This window comes from Streptomyces sp. NPDC024698 (genome assembly GCF_055559015.1).
In genome coordinates, this window is record NZ_JBVHLK010000044.1 from 1 (window position 1) to 18,849 (window position 18,849).

Sequence of the window (18,849 nt, forward strand, 5' to 3'; positions counted from 1 at the left end):
CAGTCGCCCCGGCCGAGCGGCCGGCACCACGGGCAACTCCGGTCGGCGGGTTCCAGGACCCGCCGGCCGGAGCCGGCCGGCGGTCAGGTCGCCCTTGGGCCAGACATCACGCCCCCTCGGATCCGAGTACCGAGTACTCACTCCAGGCAGCCGGCCCCCACATACGTTCCAGGTATCCGAACAACCGCACACAAGCGGGCAATGCACCGAACAGACATAGGAGCAGCCGTGACGGACACTGCCGAAGCCGGAGTCGTCTACGCCAAGACGGGCAGCTACAACCACAACGAGATCGTCGTGACCGACAACGACGCCACGAACGCCGATCCGAGCGTCGCCGCTGGATCCATGAACCACAACGAGATCGTGGTCGTCGGCTGATTCTGCTCGCGCGGAAGGGGTGCCCCGGCCGGTGCTTCCCACCTGCATCCGACCGCAGCACCCCCTTGCCCCGCCAGGCTTCGAGGTCCTGGAGGAGGCCAAGGAACAGGCGGTTCCGCTGTTGCAGCGGGACCGCCTGATTGCTGGGTTGAGCACCGCTTGCTCAGCCGGACGGCGGGGACGGCGGCCTAGCGTCGGAGTCTCCGCAAATCGGCGGATACCGAAAGGAGTCTTCTCATGAAGACCGGGTCGTTCAACCACAACGAGATCGTCGTCGAGAGCAGCGCGCGTGCTTCCGGGCCGGCGCCGAAGGGTGCCGAGGCGGCTGTGCCGCGTCGTGCCGGAGCGATCGGCGGCAATCACAACGAGATCGTGCTGCACCACGCCCCGCACGACGAGGCCGGCGAGTAACAGGAATGGGCAGCCTCGGAACGCAGGTTGAGGGAGGGACTCCGCTCGGGATCAGGGTGTCGGCCTTGGGTTTTCCGCCCATCGCCCTGGTGGTGCTTTTCGGGGAGTTCCTCTCCAGCGTCGGTTCCGGGGCGACATTCCCCTATCTGGTCGTCTACCTCCACGATCTCTGCGGCTTGTCCGGCGGTCAGGTCGGAGCGGTTCTCGTGGTCCGCGCGCTGGCCGCCGTCGCCGGGGCCGTGGCGGGAGGCGCCCTCAGTGACCGGTACGGGGCGATCCGTACCGTCGTAGGGACGGCCGCAGCCGCTGCTGTCGCCGCGGCTGTCATGGGCGGTGTACACGGGAGCGTCGTGCTGCCCGTGGTGGTGGCGGCCGTCGTCGGTACGGGCGCGGGAGCAGCGCTCGTCCCCGCACTGGACGCGTTGCTGGCCCGGTCGGTGCCCGAAAGCGCTCGGGAGAAGGCGTTCTCCTGGCGCAACACGGTCGTGACCACTGGAGCGATGCTCGGTGTCGCCGGCGCGGCCGCCGCGCTCGGCCTCTTCGGAGTCGGTTCAGGACTGCGCTGGGTGTACGTGCTCGACGCGGCCTCGTTCGTCGTGCTGGCCGTGCTGGTGAGCAGGGTGGCCCGGCGCCGTGGGAACAGTTCAGACGTGGCCGCGGCCCACGGCGCGGCCGATGGCCCTCGGGCCGGGGACGGTCTCGGGTCTTCGGGCAAGGGCTACACGGCAGTTGCCCGCGACCCGGCCATGCGTGGTGTGTTCGCCTTCGTGCTGCTGGTGGTCGCGGCCGGGTTCGCTCAGCTTCAGATCGGGCTGCCGGCGCTGTCGGTGCTGACCGGTGATGTCGATGGCCTCGGGTGGGTGTTCACCGCGAACATGCTCGTCGTCGCGCTTGCCCAGGTACCCGCCCAACGTCTTCTGGCCCGGTTTCCCCGACCGGTCGTTCTCGCGGGGGGAGCCCTCCTCATGGCCGGAGCCTGGGTGATCGTCGCCATGGACCCAGCTCCGGGTACCGGCAGCCTGCTGGTGGCGGCCGTGGTGTTCGCCCTCGGGGAGGTCGCCTACATGCCGGTCGTCGCCGCGCTCGTCAACGACCTGGCTCCCCCTGGGCTGGCCGGACGCTACAACGGAGCCCACACGCTGGCGTGGACGGGGGGCTTCGCGATCGGCGCCGGCGCCGCCGGATCGCTGCTGGGGGCCGGCTCCGTACGCCTGTTCTTCGCCGTCTCGGCCGCTGTTCTGGGCGCGAGCGCGCTGGTCGCGCTGGGCCTTGTCCGCATTCTTCCCAAGGGGTCTACAGATGAACGGTCATGAACGTGTTCCGGCGTTGCAGAGGGTCATCACCCAGGCCGAGCGCGCGTTGGAGGCGGGCCTGGCGCAGGAAGCGGAGAAGCTGTTGCGGGAGGCGCTCGCGAGAACCGGGCACTCGGCGCGTGCAACGCGAACCGGGCTCCTTGATGTGCAGGACTTCGAGGTACGCGGCATGCTGGCTGCCGCATGGCGCATGCAGGGCAAGTACCGGAACGCCGAGCGGCTGCTGTCGCTGACCCTCGCCTCGGCAGAGCATGCCACCGGTCCTTCGTCACTCACCGTGGCGTGGCTGTGCAACGAGTGGGGAGTCCTGGGCAAATACACCGGGGACTTCGAGGCCGCCGAGAGGCGCTACCTGCGGGCGCTGGAGATCTACGAAGAAGTGTTCGGGCCGGAACACGGCACTGTGGCCATGATGTGCCACAACCTGGGAGGGCTCGCCCATGCGCGCGGTGACGCGCGGGGCGGGGAGCCGTGGGCCGCCCGCTCGGTGCGGATCCGTACTCGGCTCCACGGGCCGGACCACGTTCTGACGGCCCTCGACGCGGCGGCCTGGGCCGCTCTGCTGGAAGGGTGCGGGCGTCTTGAGGAGGCCGAGCAGCGTCTGCGCCAGGCACTCGTCGTGTTTCAGGATGTCTTCGGCCCCGACAGCTACGACGTGGCCGTGACCCTGCACAATCTCGCTGCCATCCAGCACCGCCGCGGCGAACTCGGCACGGCCGGCTCGTCCTACACCGATGCCCTGAGCCTCAAGGAGCAACTGCTGGGCACGGACCATCCCGACCTGGCACCGACTCTGGTGAACCTGGCGGCAGTCAATGAGGCCCAGGGCGACCTCAGCCGTTCACGGGCGCTGTACGCGCGTGTCGTCGAGCTTCTGCATCGCAGGGTCCACGCGACGCACCCCACTCTGAACACGGCCCGAGGAGCACTCAACCGGCTTGCTGTCCGCAGTGGTTGAGGTCGCGGATGATTCGGGCCGTTGGGCCAGTCGTCTACCTGGTGGTTCCGTTCAGGTACTGGCAGGCGTGCAGAAGGCCGTGCCGGGCGTGCATGAGGTGGGATGAGATGCCGGTTCCGCCGTCGGAGCCTGCGGCGTGTGCGGCTGCCGCGGCGGTTCGGCCGACGAGGTCGCGTACGGCTTCCACGAGGTGCGGGACCCAGAGCAGGTAGAGCTCTCTGTCCACGGCGGAGCCGGGATGGACCTGGGTCCGGTGCCGGGCGTGCACCAGCCATCGGTGTGCTGGAAGGCCGCCCGAGATGGGTCGTAGGTGCTGCTGGACAGAGCCTGCCATCTGCGTCTGCCACAGGCGGGCCTGCCACCCTTGGAATTCTTTCACGTCCTCGTGGAAGGTCAGGAGACCGTCGATGAGGATGCCGGCCCATCTGCGCAGATCGTCGGTCTGGGCCGGTTTGCGGTCGGGTGTCTCGGTTGCTTGGCGGGCCGTCCACCACAGTTGGCTGGGGGCGGCTTCCGCTGCCTGGCACCGTGTGCCGGTGGCGGCGGCGCGGCATCTGAGTGCGCTGGCGGACAGGGGGTTCGAGGGAGTTGTCATTTCGTGTGGCGCTCTTCGGCTCCGGGGAGGACCTGACGACTGGTCTCCTGCTTGATGTGGCCGGGGCAGCCCGCTGGAGGAGGGCCGTCCGGGGGCCGGCCCTCTCCCCCGGTCGCCGAGAGGTCGTCTCGACGGCCTCGGGTTCTCACCTGGGGGTGACCGGCGGAATGCGGTCGATCTCGGTGGGATCGGCGTACCGGTCGGGTCGGTCGGCTACGAGCGCCGGCCACCGATGCGGCCGGGGCCCGTCGTGAGGGCCGGTGAGGGGGTTGTGCCCGCTGCCCGTGTCTTCGATCGGGGGGCCGACGTCGACGGGTCGACCGGTCTCATGCTTCGTACGGGTGGTCGAAGCACTGTTGCCCGCGGGTGCCGGGGTCTCCGGCCGTGCCGCGGTGATCGATACGACGGGGACCGCGAGGAGTACGCCGGCTACCGCCGCGGTGAGGCCTGCTGCCGTCAGGGGCTTGTGCATGGCTTTCCCTCTTGGTCATTCGACGCCCGCTCCCCCGGAAGACGGCCGATGGGCGGTGCCGTCGGATGCCGTCGGCCTTGACGCGGAGCAGCCGCGTCCCGGAGGGCTGATTTCACTGCCCTTCCAGGAGACATCTGTTCGGTGCGGTGCGGGTGAGCAATGGGTACTCCACCTTGCCGTTTCCGCGCACCGTTGCGAGACAGGCGGGTCCCCGTCTATCGGTAGTTGAGCTCGGCGAGTTCGGTGGCGAGCTTGGCGGGGAGGGGGGTGTGGCCCATGAGGCGCATGGCGGTGTTGCGCAGGGTGCGTGCGGCGGGGTTGCGTGTGGTGGCGATGCGGGTCATGCGGTCGGTGAAGGCGACGACGCGTTCGGCGACCGGGCGCCGGCGGGCTTCGTAGCCGTCGAGGGTGCCGGCGGCGAAGGCGGTGCCGAGGGCGTGGCCGTCCTGGATGCCGGTGTTCATGCCCTGGCCGCCGGCGGGGCTGTGGACGTGGGCCGCGTCTCCGGCGAGGAAGAGCCGCTGGGCGCGGTAGTGGTCGGCGACGCGGTGGTGGACGCGGAAGCGGGAGGACCAGGCGATGTCGGTGACGGCGGCCTGGCCGGGGGTGCGCTGGTCCAGGAGCCGCTGGACGAAGGCGAGGTCGGGCTGTTCGGGTGCCTGGTCGGTGGTGGCGACGACGCGGTAGTGGCCGCCGGGCAGCGGGGCGACCACCAGGAGGCCCGCGGCCCCGAAGGTCAGGGAGACCTCGGCCGGGCCCGGGGTCCAGTCCATGACGACGTCGGCGAGGACGAACGACTCGGCGTAGGCGCTTCCGGTGAAGCCGATGCCGGAGGCTTCGCGCACGGTGCTGTGCATGCCGTCCGCGCCGACCGCGTAGGAGGCGCGCAGGGTCTGTCCGGTGCTGGTGGTGAGGGTCACCCCTTCCTGGTCCTGGACGACGGAGGTGACCTGGTGGGGCCGGTGGACGTCGCCGCCCAGGGCGCGCAGCCGGGCGAGCAGGACCGCCTCGGTCTCGTACTGCGGGACCATGAGTGTGTAGGGGTGGGGGGTGGGGAGCTGGTCGAAGGGGACGGTGAGCAGCCGGCGGGCTCCGTCCCGGACGGCGAAGCGGGTGAGCTTCACTCCTCGGCCGATCAGCTCGTCGGAGGCGCCGAGTTCGTCGAGGACCTCGAGGGTCCGGGCGTGCACCACCGCGGCGCGTGAGGTGTTGGCTCCTTCGTCCTGCTGGTCCAGCAGGACGAAGTCGATGCCGGCGAGTGCCAGGGTCGCCGCGAGCGCGAGGCCCGTGGGGCCGGCGCCGACGATCGCGACCTCGGTGCGGGCGGGCAGTGCGGGGGCGGGGTTGTTCACGGCGGGCCTCCGAGTGACACGCATCGGGTTGCCAACACTTGTTGGCAAACGCTTGTTGACAGAGTGCACGCAACAACGCTGGAGAGTCAACAGACGTTGGCCTACAGTTGTGGGCATGACGCAGGACATCGACACCAGCACCCCGGGCGCCCGGCGCTCCGACCGCACCCGGGCGGTGATCCTGGACGCCGCCCGCCGCCGCTTCGCCGCTCACGGCTTCGAACGCACCACCATCCGCGCCGTCGCGGCCGACGCCGACATCGACCCGTCGATGGTCATGCGCTACTACGGCAACAAGGCCCAGCTCTTCGACGCCGCGCTCGACATCGACCTGGACCTCCCCGACCTGTCCGCCGTACCGGCGCACGACCGCGCCGAAGCGCTGGTCCGGCACTTCCTCGACCGCTGGGAGCACGACGAGGCCGGCGACGCCCTGCTGCTCCTCCTGCGCTCAGCCGTCACCAACGACCACGCCGCCGGGCGGATGCACGCGATCTTCGCGACCCAGGTCGCGCCGGTGCTCGCCGAATCCGCGGGGCCCGACCAGGCCGCGCGGGCCGGGCTGGTCTCGGCCCAGCTCCTCGGCCTCGCCCTGACCCGCTACCTCCTGCGCATCCCCGCCGTCGCCCGCCTCTCCCCCGAGCAGATCGTCACCACCCTCGCCCCGGCCATCCAGGCGACCCTGAAGCAGGCGTGATGGCCGGACAGGGCGATCATCCGTACAGCCGCCGGCTCCGGCGTCCCTCCACTCAAGACACCACGGCGGTGCCCGTAGGGGATCAGGCTCAGGAGGGATAGGCCTCAAGCGGCCTGCGGGCGTGGCAGGTCGGCGGGCTCCCGCGTGAGCCGGAACTCGGCCAGGAGCAGGCCGGGCGCCCGCCGGACGGTGCCGACACGGGTGAATCCGAGCTTCGCGCAGAGGGAGACGGCCGGCCGGTTGTCCGCGCCTGTGCTGACCAGCACCTTGCCGCAGGGGGCCTGCTCGGCCAGAAGGTGGCCGAGCAGCTTCCGTGCCAGGCCGCGGCGGAACCAGTCCGGGTCGACGCACACGCGGTCGATGTCGATGCCGTCTTCCCCGGCCAGGCGCCGCCAGGCCGCAAAAGCCGCGATCCGGCCTTCACGCGTGACCGCCCCGAGCCAGCGCAGCGGGTGCGCCTGCATCTCCTCCAGGGTCTCGGTGAGGGCGGGTATGCCGTCGAAGCCGATCAGTTCGGCCTCTGTGGCATACGAGCGTCGGCCGATCCGGTGCACCGCGACTGCCGTGCGTGTGTCTGTCACGTCCAGCTCGCCGAGGAAGACGCCGCTCTCGAAGGCGCGTCCGGCTCGCCGTTCCCTGTGTGCCGCGAGGCTGCTGTACGAACGCATCACGGCCGTTCTTTCGAGTCGAAGGTCTTCATGTCACCGGCAAGGATGGCTGCCGGCGACCGAGCGCGCCTGAGTATCGGCTGCTCGTCCGCCCGCGACCGCCCACGGAGGCCGTCTCCACCGCGGCCGCGATCTGCCCGGCCTTCACCGGGTTCGGCGCCGCCGGGGCCCATGCTTCAAGCCCGCCTCGCCAGAAGGGCGGTGGAGTCGAGGCCGCGAGGGTGCGATCCCGTTCATCCTCGTTCAGACACTCCGAGTGTGGCGTCGGCGTCCGTGTGGACGTCCCCGGAGCCGCGGCGGCGCCGCAGGAGCAGGGCGACGGCGACGGCGCTCAGGGCCGCGGCCCCGGCCCCGGTGAGGAGCGCGAGGTGGAGACCGGACGCGAAGGCATCATTGGCCTGCTCGATCAGAGCGGCGTTGTTCGTCCTGGTCCCCACGATGTTGGCTGCGGCGAGGGAAGAGCGGGCCGCCTCCGCGATCGGGGCGGGGAGTCCCCCGAGGTCGAGGCTGTCGCGGTATCCGGCGTTCAGCGCACTGCTGAGAACGGCGATGCCCAGAGCCCCGCCCAGCTCACGGGACAGGTCGTTCACCGCGGAGCCCACATTTTGCAGACGGGAGGGAAGGGCGTCGGTGATGGCCGCGGTGGCGGGTGTCATCGCCAGGCCCATGCCGGCGCCCAGGGGAATCAGTCCTGCCAGGAGCAGCCAGTAGGAGCTGTCGGTGTCGAGTTCGGCCAGCACGACCAGACCGGCCGCGACGGCGATCAGGCCCACGATCCAGGGGCGGCGGGCGCCGAAGTCGGAAGCCAGCCTCGGGGCCAGCCGGGCGCTGGGGATCATGGCGGCGGACATGGGCAGCACGCTCACCGCGGCGATGAGCGCGCTGTCGCCGCGAACGAGCTGGAGGTATTGCATCACGACGAAGATGAAGCCGAAGAAGGCGAAGAACTGCAGCGTGATGGACAACGTGCCTGCGGCGAAGGGCCTGTTGCGAAAGAGCCGCGGGTCGAGCAGCGGGTGGGGGTGGCGCAGTTCCCAGGCGACGAAGCCGGCAAGGACGATGAGGCCCAGGGCGATACCTGCCAGCGTGCGGGTACTCCCCCACCCGTACTCGGGTGCCTGGATGACCGAGTAGACCAGTATGCCCAGCCCCGCGACCGTGAGTGCCGCTCCGACCACGTCGACGCGCTGCTTCTCGGGCTCGGCGGACTCGGGTACGAAGACGTATGTGCCGATGACGGCCACGACCGCCAGCACGACGTTCAGCCAGAAGACCGACCGCCAGGACCACACTTCGAGAACGACCCCTGAGGCCAGCAGTCCCAGGACCGCGCTGGCTCCCGCGACCGCGGCCCAGACGCTGACCGCCCGTGCCCTTTGCTCACGGGGGAAGGTGCTGGTGATCGTGGACAGTGTGGCCGGCATGACGAAGGCGGCCGCCACACCGAGCAGGGCGCGCAGAGCGATCAGAACCCCTGGCTCCGAGGAGAAGGTCGCGGCCACCGAGCCCGCCGCGAAGAGTGCGAGCCCCCCCAGGAGTGCTTTGCGTCGCCCGAAGCGGTCGCCGAGCGTTGCCGCGAGGAGCAGGAGGGAGGCGAAGACAAGACTGTAGGCGTCGATGATCCAGGCCAACTGGGTCTGGCTGGCGTGCGTCTCCCGGGCGATGTCCGGGATCGCCACATTCAGTGATGCCATGGCCGAGACGACCGTTGCCAGGGCGAGGCACGTCACGACCAGAACCGCGCCGTGGCGGACCGGGCGCACCGGCCCGTCGGACCGACCTGATGCCAGGTCTCCTGCGTTCATCGAGGGACACTCCTCGGGTCGGACTGACGGGTGCCGGCGACGTGCGGCCTGTCGGTGGTGACGGCGGTGCACCGGACGTCTTCCGGCGGAACCGAAGACGCATTTCGGGCTGATCAGTCCAGGAGGAATATTACCGTCCAGGGTCTGACCTTGCTGTTTGAGTCACGTCGGCGTGCGCCGGCGGAACTGACGGGCTGACGTTCGGCGTAGGCGGTGTCAGCGGGTGATGTCCACGAAGACCATCGGCCGGTTGGCCACCGTGTTGAACGCGGCCTCGTTGCGGCCCCACCAGTAGCCGGTCGGCTTGCCGGTGGCCGCGTCCGCCTGGATGAAGACGGTGCCGCGGCCGGCGCCGCTCCACTCCTTCGTGGTGAGTCCCGGAGAGCCCTCGACACGGGTGTCACGGAACGCCCAGTGGGGCGAGGTCTTGGAGGAGAGTGCCACGCCGTGTGGGTTGGACGTGCTGTCGGCCACGGTGACGGCGTACTCCTGTGTGGTGCGGTCACCGTCGCGCTCGAACGGCGTCACCGACTCCACCATCATCATGTGGCCGGTCGCTCCGCCCTCCGATCCGTCCAGGTACTTCACCGCGATGACGGAGCCCGCGTGGAGGTCCTGGACCCGTTGCGCGGAAGGACGGGTGATGTGGTCGCTCATGTCCTCCAGCGCGCCGCCGGCGGCCGTGTCCGTGAAGGCGTCGTAGTACTGCTCGGAGGAGGGGCTGCGAAAGCCGATGCCGTTGGTGAACCAGGAGTCCGTGGCCCAGGTGTAGGCGTGCTTGATCGAGGCGGTGAGGAACTGGGCGCACTTGGCCTCGACCTGGTAGGAGCGCGCGTCCCCACGGGTGCCCCAGACCACGGACGCGGCATCGGCGTCGGCGTGGCCGGCCGCTCCGGGGTAGAAGTTCTCCGAGTCCTGGCCCGGCCAGCCCAGCGGGGCGAGTTCGTCGATGATCTCGTTCTCGGCCGCCACCAGCGCGGCGCCGTCCTCCGTCCCGGCCGCCTGCGCCGTGGTCGGCATGACCGTCAGTACGAGTGCTGCCGATGCCGTGAGCAGCGGAACTGTCAGCCTCTTCATTTGCACGGGACCACTCTTTCTCGCCTTTTACCGGACGCGACGTGAATTGCCCGGCGCGGAGCGTCTTTTCCGCTGCTCGCGGCCGGGCGGAATTCATTGAAACGTGAGGCTGCCGGGCGGACGTGAGCAATTACTGCCTAAACCCGGGACAGGACGGGACGGGTCAGGCCGCGCAGCAGGTCCTCCACCGCTTGGAGGAGCGGGTCGCCGTCCCGGCCCGCGGAGCGGACGAGGGCGACCTCGACGTCGGGCAGCGCGGGAAGTCCCTCGACCGCGGTGCCCGGCTCCACGTTCGCGGGGAGCAGTGCGGTGGCGCCGAGGCCTGCCCGTACAGCGGCCTGCACCCCGCCCATGGCGGTGCTCTCGAAGACGATCCGCCACCGGCGTCCCGCGCTCTCCAGGGCGTCGAGGACCGGTGCCCGCCAGCGGCACGGCTGGGAGAACAGGACCAGCGGCAGCGGGTCCTGGTCCCTGTCGAGTTCGGGGGCCGCGGACCAGGTCAGGGGAAAGCGGGCCGTCCAGCGGGGCGTCTCGGCCAGGTGGAACGGGTCGCACAGCGCCAGTTGGATGCGTCCGTCGGCGAGGGCCTGCTCCATCATCGGACCGGGGCCGGTGATCAGTTCCAGTGTCGCGTCCGGATGCAGGACGCTGAAGTCGCCCAGCGCTTCGACCAGGGACGGCGTGACGAAGTCCTCCATCAGCCCGAGGCCGCAGTGTCCCGCCACGTCCGGGCCCGCCGCCGCGACAGCCTGGGCCGAAAGGGACAGGATGCGCTCGGCGTAGGGCAGGAACACCTCTCCGGCCTTGGTCAGCGACACCCCCGTCGTGCCGCGGTCCAACAGCCTTCGGCCCACGGCACGCTCGAGCCTGCGCAGCTGGCTGCTGAGCGCGGGCTGGCTGTGGCCCAGGGCCGCGGCGGCACGGCTGATGCTTCCGGACCGTACGGAGCTCACAAAAGCACGCAGCAGTGCGGTTTCGAGATCGGGGGCCATAACGACATGCTATGCCCCCTCTGTTCATGGCGAGGGTTCCGTTCCTTTCGGCCCCTCGGTAGCGTCGTTGTATGCACTACTTTCATGTCGACGTCTTCAGCGGAACACCATTCAGCGGGAACAGCCTTACCGTATTTCCCGGTGCGGAAGGCCTGAGCGGATCCCAGATGCAGCGGATCACCGAGGAAATGCGGCACTTCGAATCCATCTTCCTGGAACGGAAGGACGGCCGGGACGACGCGTGGCGCGCCCGGGTCTTCGACCTCGCCGAGGAGCTGGATTTCGCCGGTCATCCGGTCATCGGGGCGGCAAGTGTCCTGCACGCCCTGGCGGGCGGCGACACCGACCGGACCTGGTCGCTGGAGCTGAAGGCCCGGACGGTGGAGGTGGTCACGAAACGCCGCGGCCGCTCCCGGTACGCGAGCGTCCTCGACCAGGGCGCCCCGCAGTTCCTCGGCCGGCCCGAGCCGGACGACGTGGCCTCCTGGTTCTCCCTGGACGAGGCGGACCTCCACACGGAACTGCGGCCCGAGATCGTCTCGACGGGACTGCGGTACCTGATCGTGCCCGTACGTCCCGGAACGCTGGCACGGGCCCGGATCACCTCCGACATCGGGCGCCGACTGGCCGCGTTCGGCGCGCAGTTCGCCTATCTCCTGGACGCCGACGGCCTGGAGGGACGGCACTGGAACAACGACGGCGTCGTCGAGGACGTGGCCACCGGCAGTGCCGCCGGATGCGTGGCCGCCTACCTGCGCCGGCACGGACGCCTGGAGGACGGCGAACCGCGCACGCTGCGTCAGGGGCAGTACTGCGGCCGTCCCAGCGAGATGACGATCAGCGCCCACGGCGAGACGGAGCACATCACGTCGGTACGGGTCGGCGGAGAGGTCGCCGTCGTCGCGCACGGGCGCCTCGAAGGGCTCCCGCGATGACGGGCGGGCCCGCGTACTTCGGCCCGGACGAGATCCGCGCCGCGGTCGGCTACCCCGACGTCCTGGAGCCGGTCGCCGCCGCACTGCGCGACTACAGCCGCGGGCTCGGCGACTCCCCCGCCGCGGTGTTCGCACCGGCCGGCCGTGAGGGCGACGTGCACGTGAAGTCGGCCTGGCTGCCGGGACGCCAGATCTTCACCGTCAAGGTCGCCTCCTGGTTCCTGGAGCGCGCCCGCCGTGGCGGAACCGCCGGGAGCGGGGTCATCGCCGTGTTCGACGCCTCGACGGGAGACATCCGGGCGCTGCTGGAGGACGAGCACCACCTCTCCGACGTACGGACGGCCGCGGCCGGTGCTCTCGCCGCCCGGACCATGGCACGACGCGACTGCCACGTCCTCGGTGTCGTCGGCAGCGGCACCCAGGCCTACCTCCAGACCCTCGCCATCGCCGACGAACTCCCGCTGCGCACCGTACGCGTGTGGGGCCGGCGCGAGTCCCGGGTGAAGGCCCTCGCCCGAGCACTGCATGTCCGACGCCCCGATCTGCGGGTCGTCGCCGTGGACGGTCCGCGGGCCGCGTGCGAGGGCGCCGACGTCCTGGTGACGACGACCTCCAGCACCGAACCCCTGGTCCACGCGGCATGGTTGAGGCCCGGCATCCACATCAACGCCGTGGGCGCCGACGATCCGACGAAGGCGGAACTGAGCCCCGAGGCCCTGACGCGGGCGGACCGGATCGTCGTCGACAGCCGCGAACTCACCGCGACACACGGCGACTTGTCACGGCTCCCGGAGCGGGACCGCCGACACCACGCGGAGCTCGGCGAGGTCCTCGCGGGCACCGCACCCGGACGTGAGGGGGACAAGGAGATCACCCTCTGCGAACTCGTCGGTCTGGGCGTCCAGGACCTGGCGACCGCCGAGGTCGCCCTCGACCGGCTGGGCAGGCCTCACACCCCCGGTGCAGCAGCTCCCGCACACGCGCGGGAGGTTCCTCGGTAGTCGCAGGGGATGACCGGCGCCGTCGGTACGCGAGCAGCGATTGCTCATCCCGGCGGGTCTCCCGCGGCAGACGATGGCCGCCAGGCACAGTCCACCGCGAGAGGAAGCCGTCATGACACTGCTGGACCTCGATGACGTCCGTGCCGCCGCACGACGCCTGGACGGTGTCGCCCTGCGCACTCCTTTGCTGCCCGGTCCGTCGGCGGGTGACGGGGCCCGCACGCTCCTGCTGAAGCCCGAGAATCTCCAGGTGACCGGGTCCTTCAAACTCCGCGGCGCCTACAACCGGCTGGTGTCGCTGTCCTCAGCGGAGCGCGAGCGGGGAGTGGTGGCGCAGTCGAGCGGCAACCACGGCAAGGCCCTGGCCTACGCGGGCCGGCTCCTGGACGTTCAGGTCACCGTGGTCGTACCGGACACCGCGGCGCCGGTGAAGGTGGACGCCATCCGCCGGCACGGTGCGAGCGTACGCCGTGTTCCGGCCTCCGATCTGGCCACGACCGTGCGGGCGCTCGCCGAGGAGTCCGGCTCCGTCGTGGTGCCGCCGTTCGACGATCTCGGTGTGATCGCCGGGCAGGGCACCGTCGGTCTGGAGATCTTCGAGCAGACCTCGGAGATGGGCCTGACGCCGGACACCGTCCTCGTCCCCGTGAGCGGCGGAGGACTGATCTCCGGGGTCGCCACGGCACTCAAGCGTCTGCTGCCCGCGGTGCGGGTCATCGGTGTGGAGCCCGAGACGGCCGCCGACGCGCGGGAAAGCCTGCGCACCGGACAGCGGGTGGCCTGGCCCACGACGCTCACGGGCCGCACCCTCGCGGACGGCATGCGCAGCAGTTCGGTGGGGGTGATCCCGTTCGCGCACATCCAGGAGTACGTCGACGACATCGTCACGGTCTCGGAGAGCGAGATCAGGGAGACCGTCGCCGTCCTGGCACGCGAGAGCCGTGTCGTCGCGGAGCCCTCGGGCGCCGTCACGGCCGCGGCCTACCTCCACCACCCCGGCGACCTGCCTCCCGGCAAGCTGCACGTCGCCGTCGTCAGCGGCGGCAACGTCGACACGGATCTCCTGTCCCGTCTGCTCGCCCGGTACGGCCGATCTCGCCCTAGTGGACCGTGGGAGCGGGGAGCGCCGCGCTGAGCGAGTACAGGACGGGCAGGTAGGTGTCGCTGAAAGGGAAGCGGTACAGGCCGTCCGGCCCCTGGGGCAGGATGTGCCGCCCGTCGGTCTCGGTTTCGGTGTGCTCGGCGAGCCGTTCCACGACCAGTCCCGCCGAGGCGGCCGCTGTCACGATCTCGCCGACCGAGTACGGGTACTGCGTCGAGGCCTGCGGCTCGAGCGGGGCATCCGCATGGGCGTACGTGCCCGTCATCGCGTCGTGCTGCGGCGCGCCACCGCCGTAGGGCCAGTCGGCCACGAAGGGGTCGAAGGTGAGCACTGTCTGGAGGACGGGGTGGAGGTCCACGAGGACGAGCCGTCCGCCGGGCCGCAGCGCCGCTGCCGCGCCGGCCATCCACGCGTCCAGGTCCGCGATCCAGGACAGGACCCCGTAGGTCGCGACGACCAGGTCGAACCTGTCCGCCAGGGCATCCGGCAGGTGCTGGGAGTCCGCTTCGACGAACTCCGCGGTCAGACCGGCACGCCGCGCCAGCTCCCGCGCCCGCGCGATCGCCTTGGGCGAGAAGTCCACGCCCGTCACGTGTGCGCCCAGACGTGCCCAGTTCAGGGTGTCCATTCCGAAGTGGCACTGGAGGTGAAGGAGGTCCTTGCCGGCCACGTCGCCCGCGAGTTCTCGCTCGATCCCGCGCAGCGTCTGCCCACCGGTGAGGAAGGACTCCACGTCGTACGACCGGTCGTCGGGCTTCGTTCCGTGGAACTCGGCGAGGTTGTCCCACAGTGCCCGGTTGGCCACGAGCCCGTCCGCGGCGGCCGCACCGCTCTGGCGGACGTGGGCGCCGTCGGAACTCTCTTTGGCGGCCATGAAAAGCCTCCCTTTCCTCTCTTTGTCGGCCTTTGAGCACAGACTGCTCACGTATTCAGCGGTGCTTCGCGGTGTGCTGGGAGACAGGTCATCAACTGTTCCGTCTCTCCCTTCCGCCAGGTAGTGATCCTCATGTTCTCCACTCCGAACGTCGGCAGCCGCCGGCACGACGCGGTCGAGGCCGCTCAGTGGGTTGTCGACCTGGAGCTGGAGCACGGGCTCCTCGCTCCGGCCGTCGCCCGCAAGGAAGCCCGCCGCGTGCTGGCTGCTCACGGCGTGGACGAGGACCGGATCTACGACACGCTTGTGGTGGTCTCCGAGCTGGTCACCAACGCCGTGACCCACGCGTTGCCCCCGGTGGTCCTGCACCTGCGGGTCGCCGAGAACGCTGCCCGTCGCATCCAGGTTCACGTCAGCGACGGCGGCCCTCAGGTCAATCCCACCACGTGGGCCGCGACGCGGCCCGAGGACGAGCACGGTCGGGGTGCCACGATCATCTCCGCGCTGGTGGACACCGGTGGCAGTCACAGCACCCCCGAGGACCTCATCGACCATTGGGCCGATCTGGCAGCAGCCTGATCCGGGCTCCGGCTGCTTCACCGAGGGAGCCTCGGCCACCGCCGGAAGATCATCCCTTCATCGGCCTACAGGGACAGAACGACCTTTCCCGTCGTTCGCCCCTGCTCGCCCAGGCGGTGGGCATCGGCCACCTGCTCCAGCGGAAGGACGGTGTCGATGTGGACGTCGAGCAGGCCGTCCGTGACGAGGGAGGCCAGGGACTCCAGATCGGCACGGTCGGGCTCGACGAGCATGAAGTCCGCCCGCAGGCCGTTCTCCGCGGCCCACTGGACCGCCCCCGCATCGACGCCGTTGAGCGCCACGATCCGGCCTTCGGGCACCAAGGTGCCCGCCAGTTCCTGGATCTGCCCCGCGACCGTGGCGAGGAGGACATCGACGTCCGCGACCTGCGAACCCACATCCGCCATCCGATAGTCGATGACCTCGTCCGCCCCGAGTCCCCTGACGAAGTCGTGCTTGGCCGCGCTCGCGGTGCCGATCACGTAGGCGCCGCGGGACTTGGCGATCTGGACGGCCAGGTGTCCCACACCTCCGGCGGCGGCAGGAATGAGTACACGCCGACCGGCGGCGATCCGGGCCACGGTGACAAGAGCCTGCCAGCCGGTGAGACCCGCGAGGGGCAGTCCGGCGGCCTGGACATGGCTCAGGCGGGACGGCTTGAGCGCGAGGTGTCTCGAGGGAGCGGTCACGTAATCCGCGTACGCCCCCGCTTCCGAGGGGAATCGAGGCATGCCGAACACCTGGTCCCCCACGCCGAAACGGGTCACGCCCGGCCCCACGGCCGCCACCACGCCCGAGACGTCCCAGCCGACCGAGAAGGGCGGATCGCCCAGCCCCCCGGCGGTACGCATCTTCCAGTCGACAGGGTTCACCCCGGCGGCCTTCACTTCGACGAGCACCTCTGTGGGGCCCGGCTCCGGCATCTCCACGTCGACGACGTCCAGGACGTCCGGGCCGCCGAGTCTGTTCTGGATCACTTTGCGCATAATCTATCGATATCAGGTTCCGGCCTTTGGGCGAGTGAGTAATGCGTGCTCACGAGACGTCGCCGACCGCCTGTGCGACATGCCGGATCTTGCCTGAGCGCCAATTGCTCACGTCCCCTTGGGCGGGAGCTCCGAGGATGGTCCCGAGGCGCATTCACCTCGCTCGACGTGCCGGTACCCCGACGCCGGGGGCCGGATACCGGCGCGCTGTGCGGCCGTGTCGACACGGATCAGCTGCTCCCTGGACACCGTCCGCCCCTGCCAGTTGATCTTTAGGATCGCCCCATGCCGAACGAGGAATCCACGCCCCCGCACTGCGCGGAAGAGCAGGAGGGCCGGGCCCGGTCCGCGCGTCGGGTGCGTCGGGTCGCCGTCGTCGCCCTGCTGATGGCCGCGGTCAACCTCCGGCCCGCGGTCACCAGTCTCGGTCCCGTGCTCGAGGAGGTCCGTGCGAGCCTGGGAATGAGTGCCACCGCGGCGGGCGTGCTGACCTCGGTGCCCGCCGCGTGCTTCGCGCTGGTCGGCTCCGGCGCACCCCGGCTGGCGCGCCGGTTCGGGACCGACGGGATCGTCGCCGCCGGCATGGCCGTGATCGCGGCCGGTCTGGCGCTGCGTGTGCTGGTGGGCGGCGCCGCCCTGTTTGTCGCTCTGAGCGCCCTCGCGCTCGCCGGGATCGCGGTGGCCAACGTCCTGCTGCCCGTCGTCGTCAAGCAGCGGTTCGCGGACCGGGTCGGCATGATGACGGGCCTGTACTCGATGGCCCTCAACCTGGGCGCGTCGAGTGCGGCGGCCGTCACTGTCCCCCTGGCCGAGGCGTTCGGCGACTGGCGGGTCGGCCTGGGCGCCTGGGCCGCCCTCGCCGCTGTCGCGGTACCTCCATGGATCGCCCTCGCCCGCCGCCCTGTTGCGCCCGTGTCGCGCACCGGCACCGGTACACCGGACGCGGCGCCCCGGCCCGGGACACGCCTCACCCACGACCGCACCGCCTGGTCCCTCACCGTCTACTTCGGCCTCCAGGCCACCGCCGCGTACGTCGTCATCGGCTGGCTCCCGCAGATCTTCCGCGACGCCGGTCTGTCCGCCCAGACCGCAGGGCTGCTGTTCGCCGTCACCTCCGTACTCGGCGTTCCGCTGTCGTTCGTCCTCGCGGCCGTCGCCGGACGGCTGAACAGCCAGAGCGGAGTCGCCGTCGCCATCGGGGTGTTCGGGATCATCGGATACGCCGGGCTGTGGGCCGCACCGGCCGCAGCCCCCTTGCTGTGGGCCGTGCTCCTCGGCGTCGCCAACTGCTCGTTCCCGCTCGCCCTCACGATGATCGGCATGCGCGGCCGCGACAGCGCCACGGTCATCCGCCTGTCGGCGTTCGCTCAGAGCGCCGGATATCTGCTGTCGATCCCCGGCCCCATCCTCGTCGGAGCGCTCTACCAGCACAGCGGCAGCTGGCGGGCCCCGCTGGTCTTCATGGCACTGCTGATGGTTCCCCAGCTCGCGGCCGGCTGGCTCGCCGGCCGCGACCGCCAGATCGGCTGACCATCGGCGCACGTACTGCCAGAGACGGAGGATCACCATCGACCGCTCTCGACATCGCCCATGGCGGAGGGCCGGTTCTACCGCTCGGGTGACCAGGCCTTGCCCTTGCCGACGGGACGGGAGGTGGCGCCTGCCCGGGTGAGGAGTCCTTCCACGTCGGTGACGGTGTGGCCGGTGAGTGCGGCGTATTCGAGTGAGGTTCCGGTGCCGAGCCGGTCGAGTGCGTCGGTGATGGAGGAGACGGCGGGGCGGCGGGGCGCGCCCGAGACGGTGAGGAAGGCTTCTTCCAGGCGGTCCGGCTGGATCCAGCCGTGCAGGACGACGCGGCCGTCGGGGCCTTCGAGAATGAGGGTGGGGAAGCCGCGGGCACCGAGTTCGTGGGTGCGGACGAGGTCGCGTTCGAACTCGGATGCAGCCTCGCCGTTCTCGATCAGTCGGCGGTAGGCGGCGGGGTCCAGGCCGAGTTCCGCGACGAGTGCCTCGAGGAGTTCGGGGGCGGTGATGTTGCGGCCGTCGAGGAAGAGTTCCTCGCGGATGCGGCGCAGGTAGGCCTCTTCGGCTTCGGGTGCGATCAGGCGGACGGCGGCGATGGCGATGCTCGGCGGGTAGGAGGAGTCGATCGGGTCGTTCCACCAGACGGAGGAGTCGATGGGCTGGCCGGAGATCTGCGCGAACTCGTCCCAGTGGTGGGCGACGTCCTGGGGGCGGCGGATGCCGTTGCCCTCGTCGTGGAAGCCCTGCCAGCCGCGCAGGAGGCCTCCGTAGACGTGGTGGACCTCGATGAGGTCGCGGTAGCGCTCCGTGAGTGACCGCCAGGCGGGCTCGAGGATCCAGCAGGCCGAGCAGATGGGGTCGGTCACATAGGTGATGCGCGTGAGGCCCATCTCGGGAGCGGGATGGTCAGCGGTCGCAGCGGGAAGGGCCGCGCTGTCGCCGGGCAGGGCGCAGACGCCCGAATCGAGGTCGCACACGCCTCCGGCGAGGGACTGGTCTGTCTGGCTCATGGTGTCTCCATAGGTGTGTTCGGGCGTATCGCCGGGGCGGGTGGGGGCGGGGTGGCGGTGTACGGGGTCGTACCGGCCGTATCGCGCCGCCCCGCCCCCCTTTGCCGTTCTGCGGCC

Annotated in this window: 19 protein-coding genes; 10 read left to right on the forward strand and 9 right to left on the reverse strand. The window is 70.5% G+C overall.

The genetic code is table 11. From position 1 onward, the window contains the following. Positions 1 to 228: 228 nt before the first annotated feature. The 4 genes from ACZ4AA_RS37735 to ACZ4AA_RS37750 all read left to right on the forward strand — a co-directional run bounded on the left by ACZ4AA_RS37735 (position 229) and on the right by ACZ4AA_RS37750 (position 3,063). Entirely contained in the window at positions 229 to 381 is a 153-nt protein-coding gene (locus tag ACZ4AA_RS37735; protein ID WP_467613049.1) for a hypothetical protein, read from the forward strand. A gap of 237 nt (positions 382 to 618) precedes the next feature. Beyond that, positions 619 to 792 carry a hypothetical protein gene (locus ACZ4AA_RS37740; RefSeq protein WP_467613052.1) on the forward strand — a complete coding sequence of 58 codons (174 nt, stop codon included), beginning with the start codon at positions 619 to 621 and terminating at the stop codon, positions 790 to 792. Positions 793 to 857: 65 nt separating this feature from the next. After that, positions 858 to 2,105 carry an MFS transporter gene (locus ACZ4AA_RS37745; RefSeq protein WP_467613055.1) on the forward strand — a complete coding sequence of 416 codons (1,248 nt, stop codon included), beginning with the start codon at positions 858 to 860 and terminating at the stop codon, positions 2,103 to 2,105. Beyond that, the gene (locus ACZ4AA_RS37750) at positions 2,092 to 3,063 is read left to right on the forward strand and encodes a tetratricopeptide repeat protein (protein ID WP_467613058.1); all 972 of its coding nucleotides are present in this window, start codon (positions 2,092 to 2,094) and stop codon (positions 3,061 to 3,063) included. Before ACZ4AA_RS37745 ends, ACZ4AA_RS37750 begins: the two co-directional genes overlap by 14 nt. A gap of 34 nt (positions 3,064 to 3,097) precedes the next feature. Here ACZ4AA_RS37750 and ACZ4AA_RS37755 read toward each other — a convergent pair whose 3' ends face one another. Both ACZ4AA_RS37755 and ACZ4AA_RS37760 read right to left on the reverse strand, forming a co-directional pair. Next, the gene (locus ACZ4AA_RS37755; RefSeq protein WP_467613061.1) at positions 3,098 to 3,658 is read right to left on the reverse strand and encodes a hypothetical protein; all 561 of its coding nucleotides are present in this window, start codon (positions 3,656 to 3,658) and stop codon (positions 3,098 to 3,100) included. A 687-nt stretch (positions 3,659 to 4,345) separates the two neighbouring features. Continuing rightward, entirely contained in the window at positions 4,346 to 5,482 is a 1,137-nt protein-coding gene (locus tag ACZ4AA_RS37760; RefSeq protein ID WP_467613064.1) for an FAD-dependent oxidoreductase, read from the reverse strand. Positions 5,483 to 5,597: 115 nt separating this feature from the next. Between ACZ4AA_RS37760 and ACZ4AA_RS37765 the strand changes: the two genes are divergently transcribed. Further along, the gene (locus ACZ4AA_RS37765; RefSeq protein WP_467613068.1) at positions 5,598 to 6,179 is read left to right on the forward strand and encodes a TetR/AcrR family transcriptional regulator; all 582 of its coding nucleotides are present in this window, start codon (positions 5,598 to 5,600) and stop codon (positions 6,177 to 6,179) included. A 104-nt stretch (positions 6,180 to 6,283) separates the two neighbouring features. On the opposite strand, the gene ACZ4AA_RS37770 is transcribed toward ACZ4AA_RS37765, so the two are convergent. The 4 genes from ACZ4AA_RS37770 to ACZ4AA_RS37785 all read right to left on the reverse strand — a co-directional run bounded on the left by ACZ4AA_RS37770 (position 6,284) and on the right by ACZ4AA_RS37785 (position 10,721). After that, complete coding sequence (locus tag ACZ4AA_RS37770) at positions 6,284 to 6,847, reverse strand: GNAT family N-acetyltransferase (protein ID WP_467613071.1); 564 nt, start codon at positions 6,845 to 6,847, stop codon at positions 6,284 to 6,286. 233 nt (positions 6,848 to 7,080) lie between these two features. Continuing rightward, a complete protein-coding gene (locus tag ACZ4AA_RS37775; RefSeq protein WP_467613075.1) occupies positions 7,081 to 8,541 on the reverse strand; it encodes an MFS transporter in 1,461 nt (486 codons plus the stop codon). Between the two features lie 327 nt (positions 8,542 to 8,868). Then, on the reverse strand, positions 8,869 to 9,729 hold the full coding sequence (locus tag ACZ4AA_RS37780; protein WP_467613078.1) for a hypothetical protein: 861 nt from the start codon (positions 9,727 to 9,729) through the stop codon (positions 8,869 to 8,871). Between the two features lie 137 nt (positions 9,730 to 9,866). Beyond that, a complete protein-coding gene (locus ACZ4AA_RS37785) occupies positions 9,867 to 10,721 on the reverse strand; it encodes a LysR family transcriptional regulator (RefSeq protein ID WP_467613081.1) in 855 nt (284 codons plus the stop codon). A gap of 71 nt (positions 10,722 to 10,792) precedes the next feature. On the opposite strand from ACZ4AA_RS37785, the gene ACZ4AA_RS37790 reads away from it, so the two are divergent. The 3 genes from ACZ4AA_RS37790 (at position 10,793) to ACZ4AA_RS37800 (ending at position 13,792) form a co-directional block, all read left to right on the forward strand. Next, entirely contained in the window at positions 10,793 to 11,656 is an 864-nt protein-coding gene (locus ACZ4AA_RS37790; RefSeq protein WP_467613084.1) for a PhzF family phenazine biosynthesis protein, read from the forward strand. Then, a complete protein-coding gene (locus tag ACZ4AA_RS37795; protein WP_467613088.1) occupies positions 11,653 to 12,657 on the forward strand; it encodes an ornithine cyclodeaminase family protein in 1,005 nt (334 codons plus the stop codon). The genes ACZ4AA_RS37790 and ACZ4AA_RS37795 overlap by 4 nt, the downstream gene beginning before the upstream one ends. A 112-nt stretch (positions 12,658 to 12,769) precedes the next feature. Next, positions 12,770 to 13,792: a threonine ammonia-lyase gene (locus tag ACZ4AA_RS37800; protein WP_467613091.1), complete on the forward strand. Its 1,023-nt coding sequence runs from the start codon at positions 12,770 to 12,772 to the stop codon at positions 13,790 to 13,792. On the opposite strand, the gene ACZ4AA_RS37805 is transcribed toward ACZ4AA_RS37800, so the two are convergent. After that, positions 13,758 to 14,633 (reverse strand): class I SAM-dependent methyltransferase, encoded by an 876-nt coding sequence (locus ACZ4AA_RS37805; protein ID WP_467613094.1) that lies wholly within the window; start codon positions 14,631 to 14,633, stop codon positions 13,758 to 13,760. The genes ACZ4AA_RS37800 and ACZ4AA_RS37805 overlap by 35 nt on opposite strands. Positions 14,634 to 14,765: 132 nt before the next feature. Here ACZ4AA_RS37805 and ACZ4AA_RS37810 point away from each other — a divergent pair, with 132 nt between their 5' ends. Further along, entirely contained in the window at positions 14,766 to 15,212 is a 447-nt protein-coding gene (locus ACZ4AA_RS37810; protein WP_467613096.1) for an ATP-binding protein, read from the forward strand. Between the two features lie 65 nt (positions 15,213 to 15,277). On the opposite strand, the gene ACZ4AA_RS37815 is transcribed toward ACZ4AA_RS37810, so the two are convergent. Beyond that, positions 15,278 to 16,198, reverse strand: coding sequence for an NADP-dependent oxidoreductase (locus tag ACZ4AA_RS37815; protein ID WP_467613099.1), 921 nt, complete (start codon positions 16,196 to 16,198; stop codon positions 15,278 to 15,280). A 285-nt stretch (positions 16,199 to 16,483) separates the two neighbouring features. Between ACZ4AA_RS37815 and ACZ4AA_RS37820 the strand changes: the two genes are divergently transcribed. Further along, positions 16,484 to 17,728 (forward strand): CynX/NimT family MFS transporter, encoded by a 1,245-nt coding sequence (locus ACZ4AA_RS37820; RefSeq protein ID WP_467613101.1) that lies wholly within the window; start codon positions 16,484 to 16,486, stop codon positions 17,726 to 17,728. A gap of 77 nt (positions 17,729 to 17,805) precedes the next feature. On the opposite strand, the gene ACZ4AA_RS37825 is transcribed toward ACZ4AA_RS37820, so the two are convergent. Beyond that, on the reverse strand, positions 17,806 to 18,732 hold the full coding sequence (locus tag ACZ4AA_RS37825; RefSeq protein WP_467613104.1) for a DsbA family protein: 927 nt from the start codon (positions 18,730 to 18,732) through the stop codon (positions 17,806 to 17,808). Positions 18,733 to 18,849: the final 117 nt, after the last annotated feature.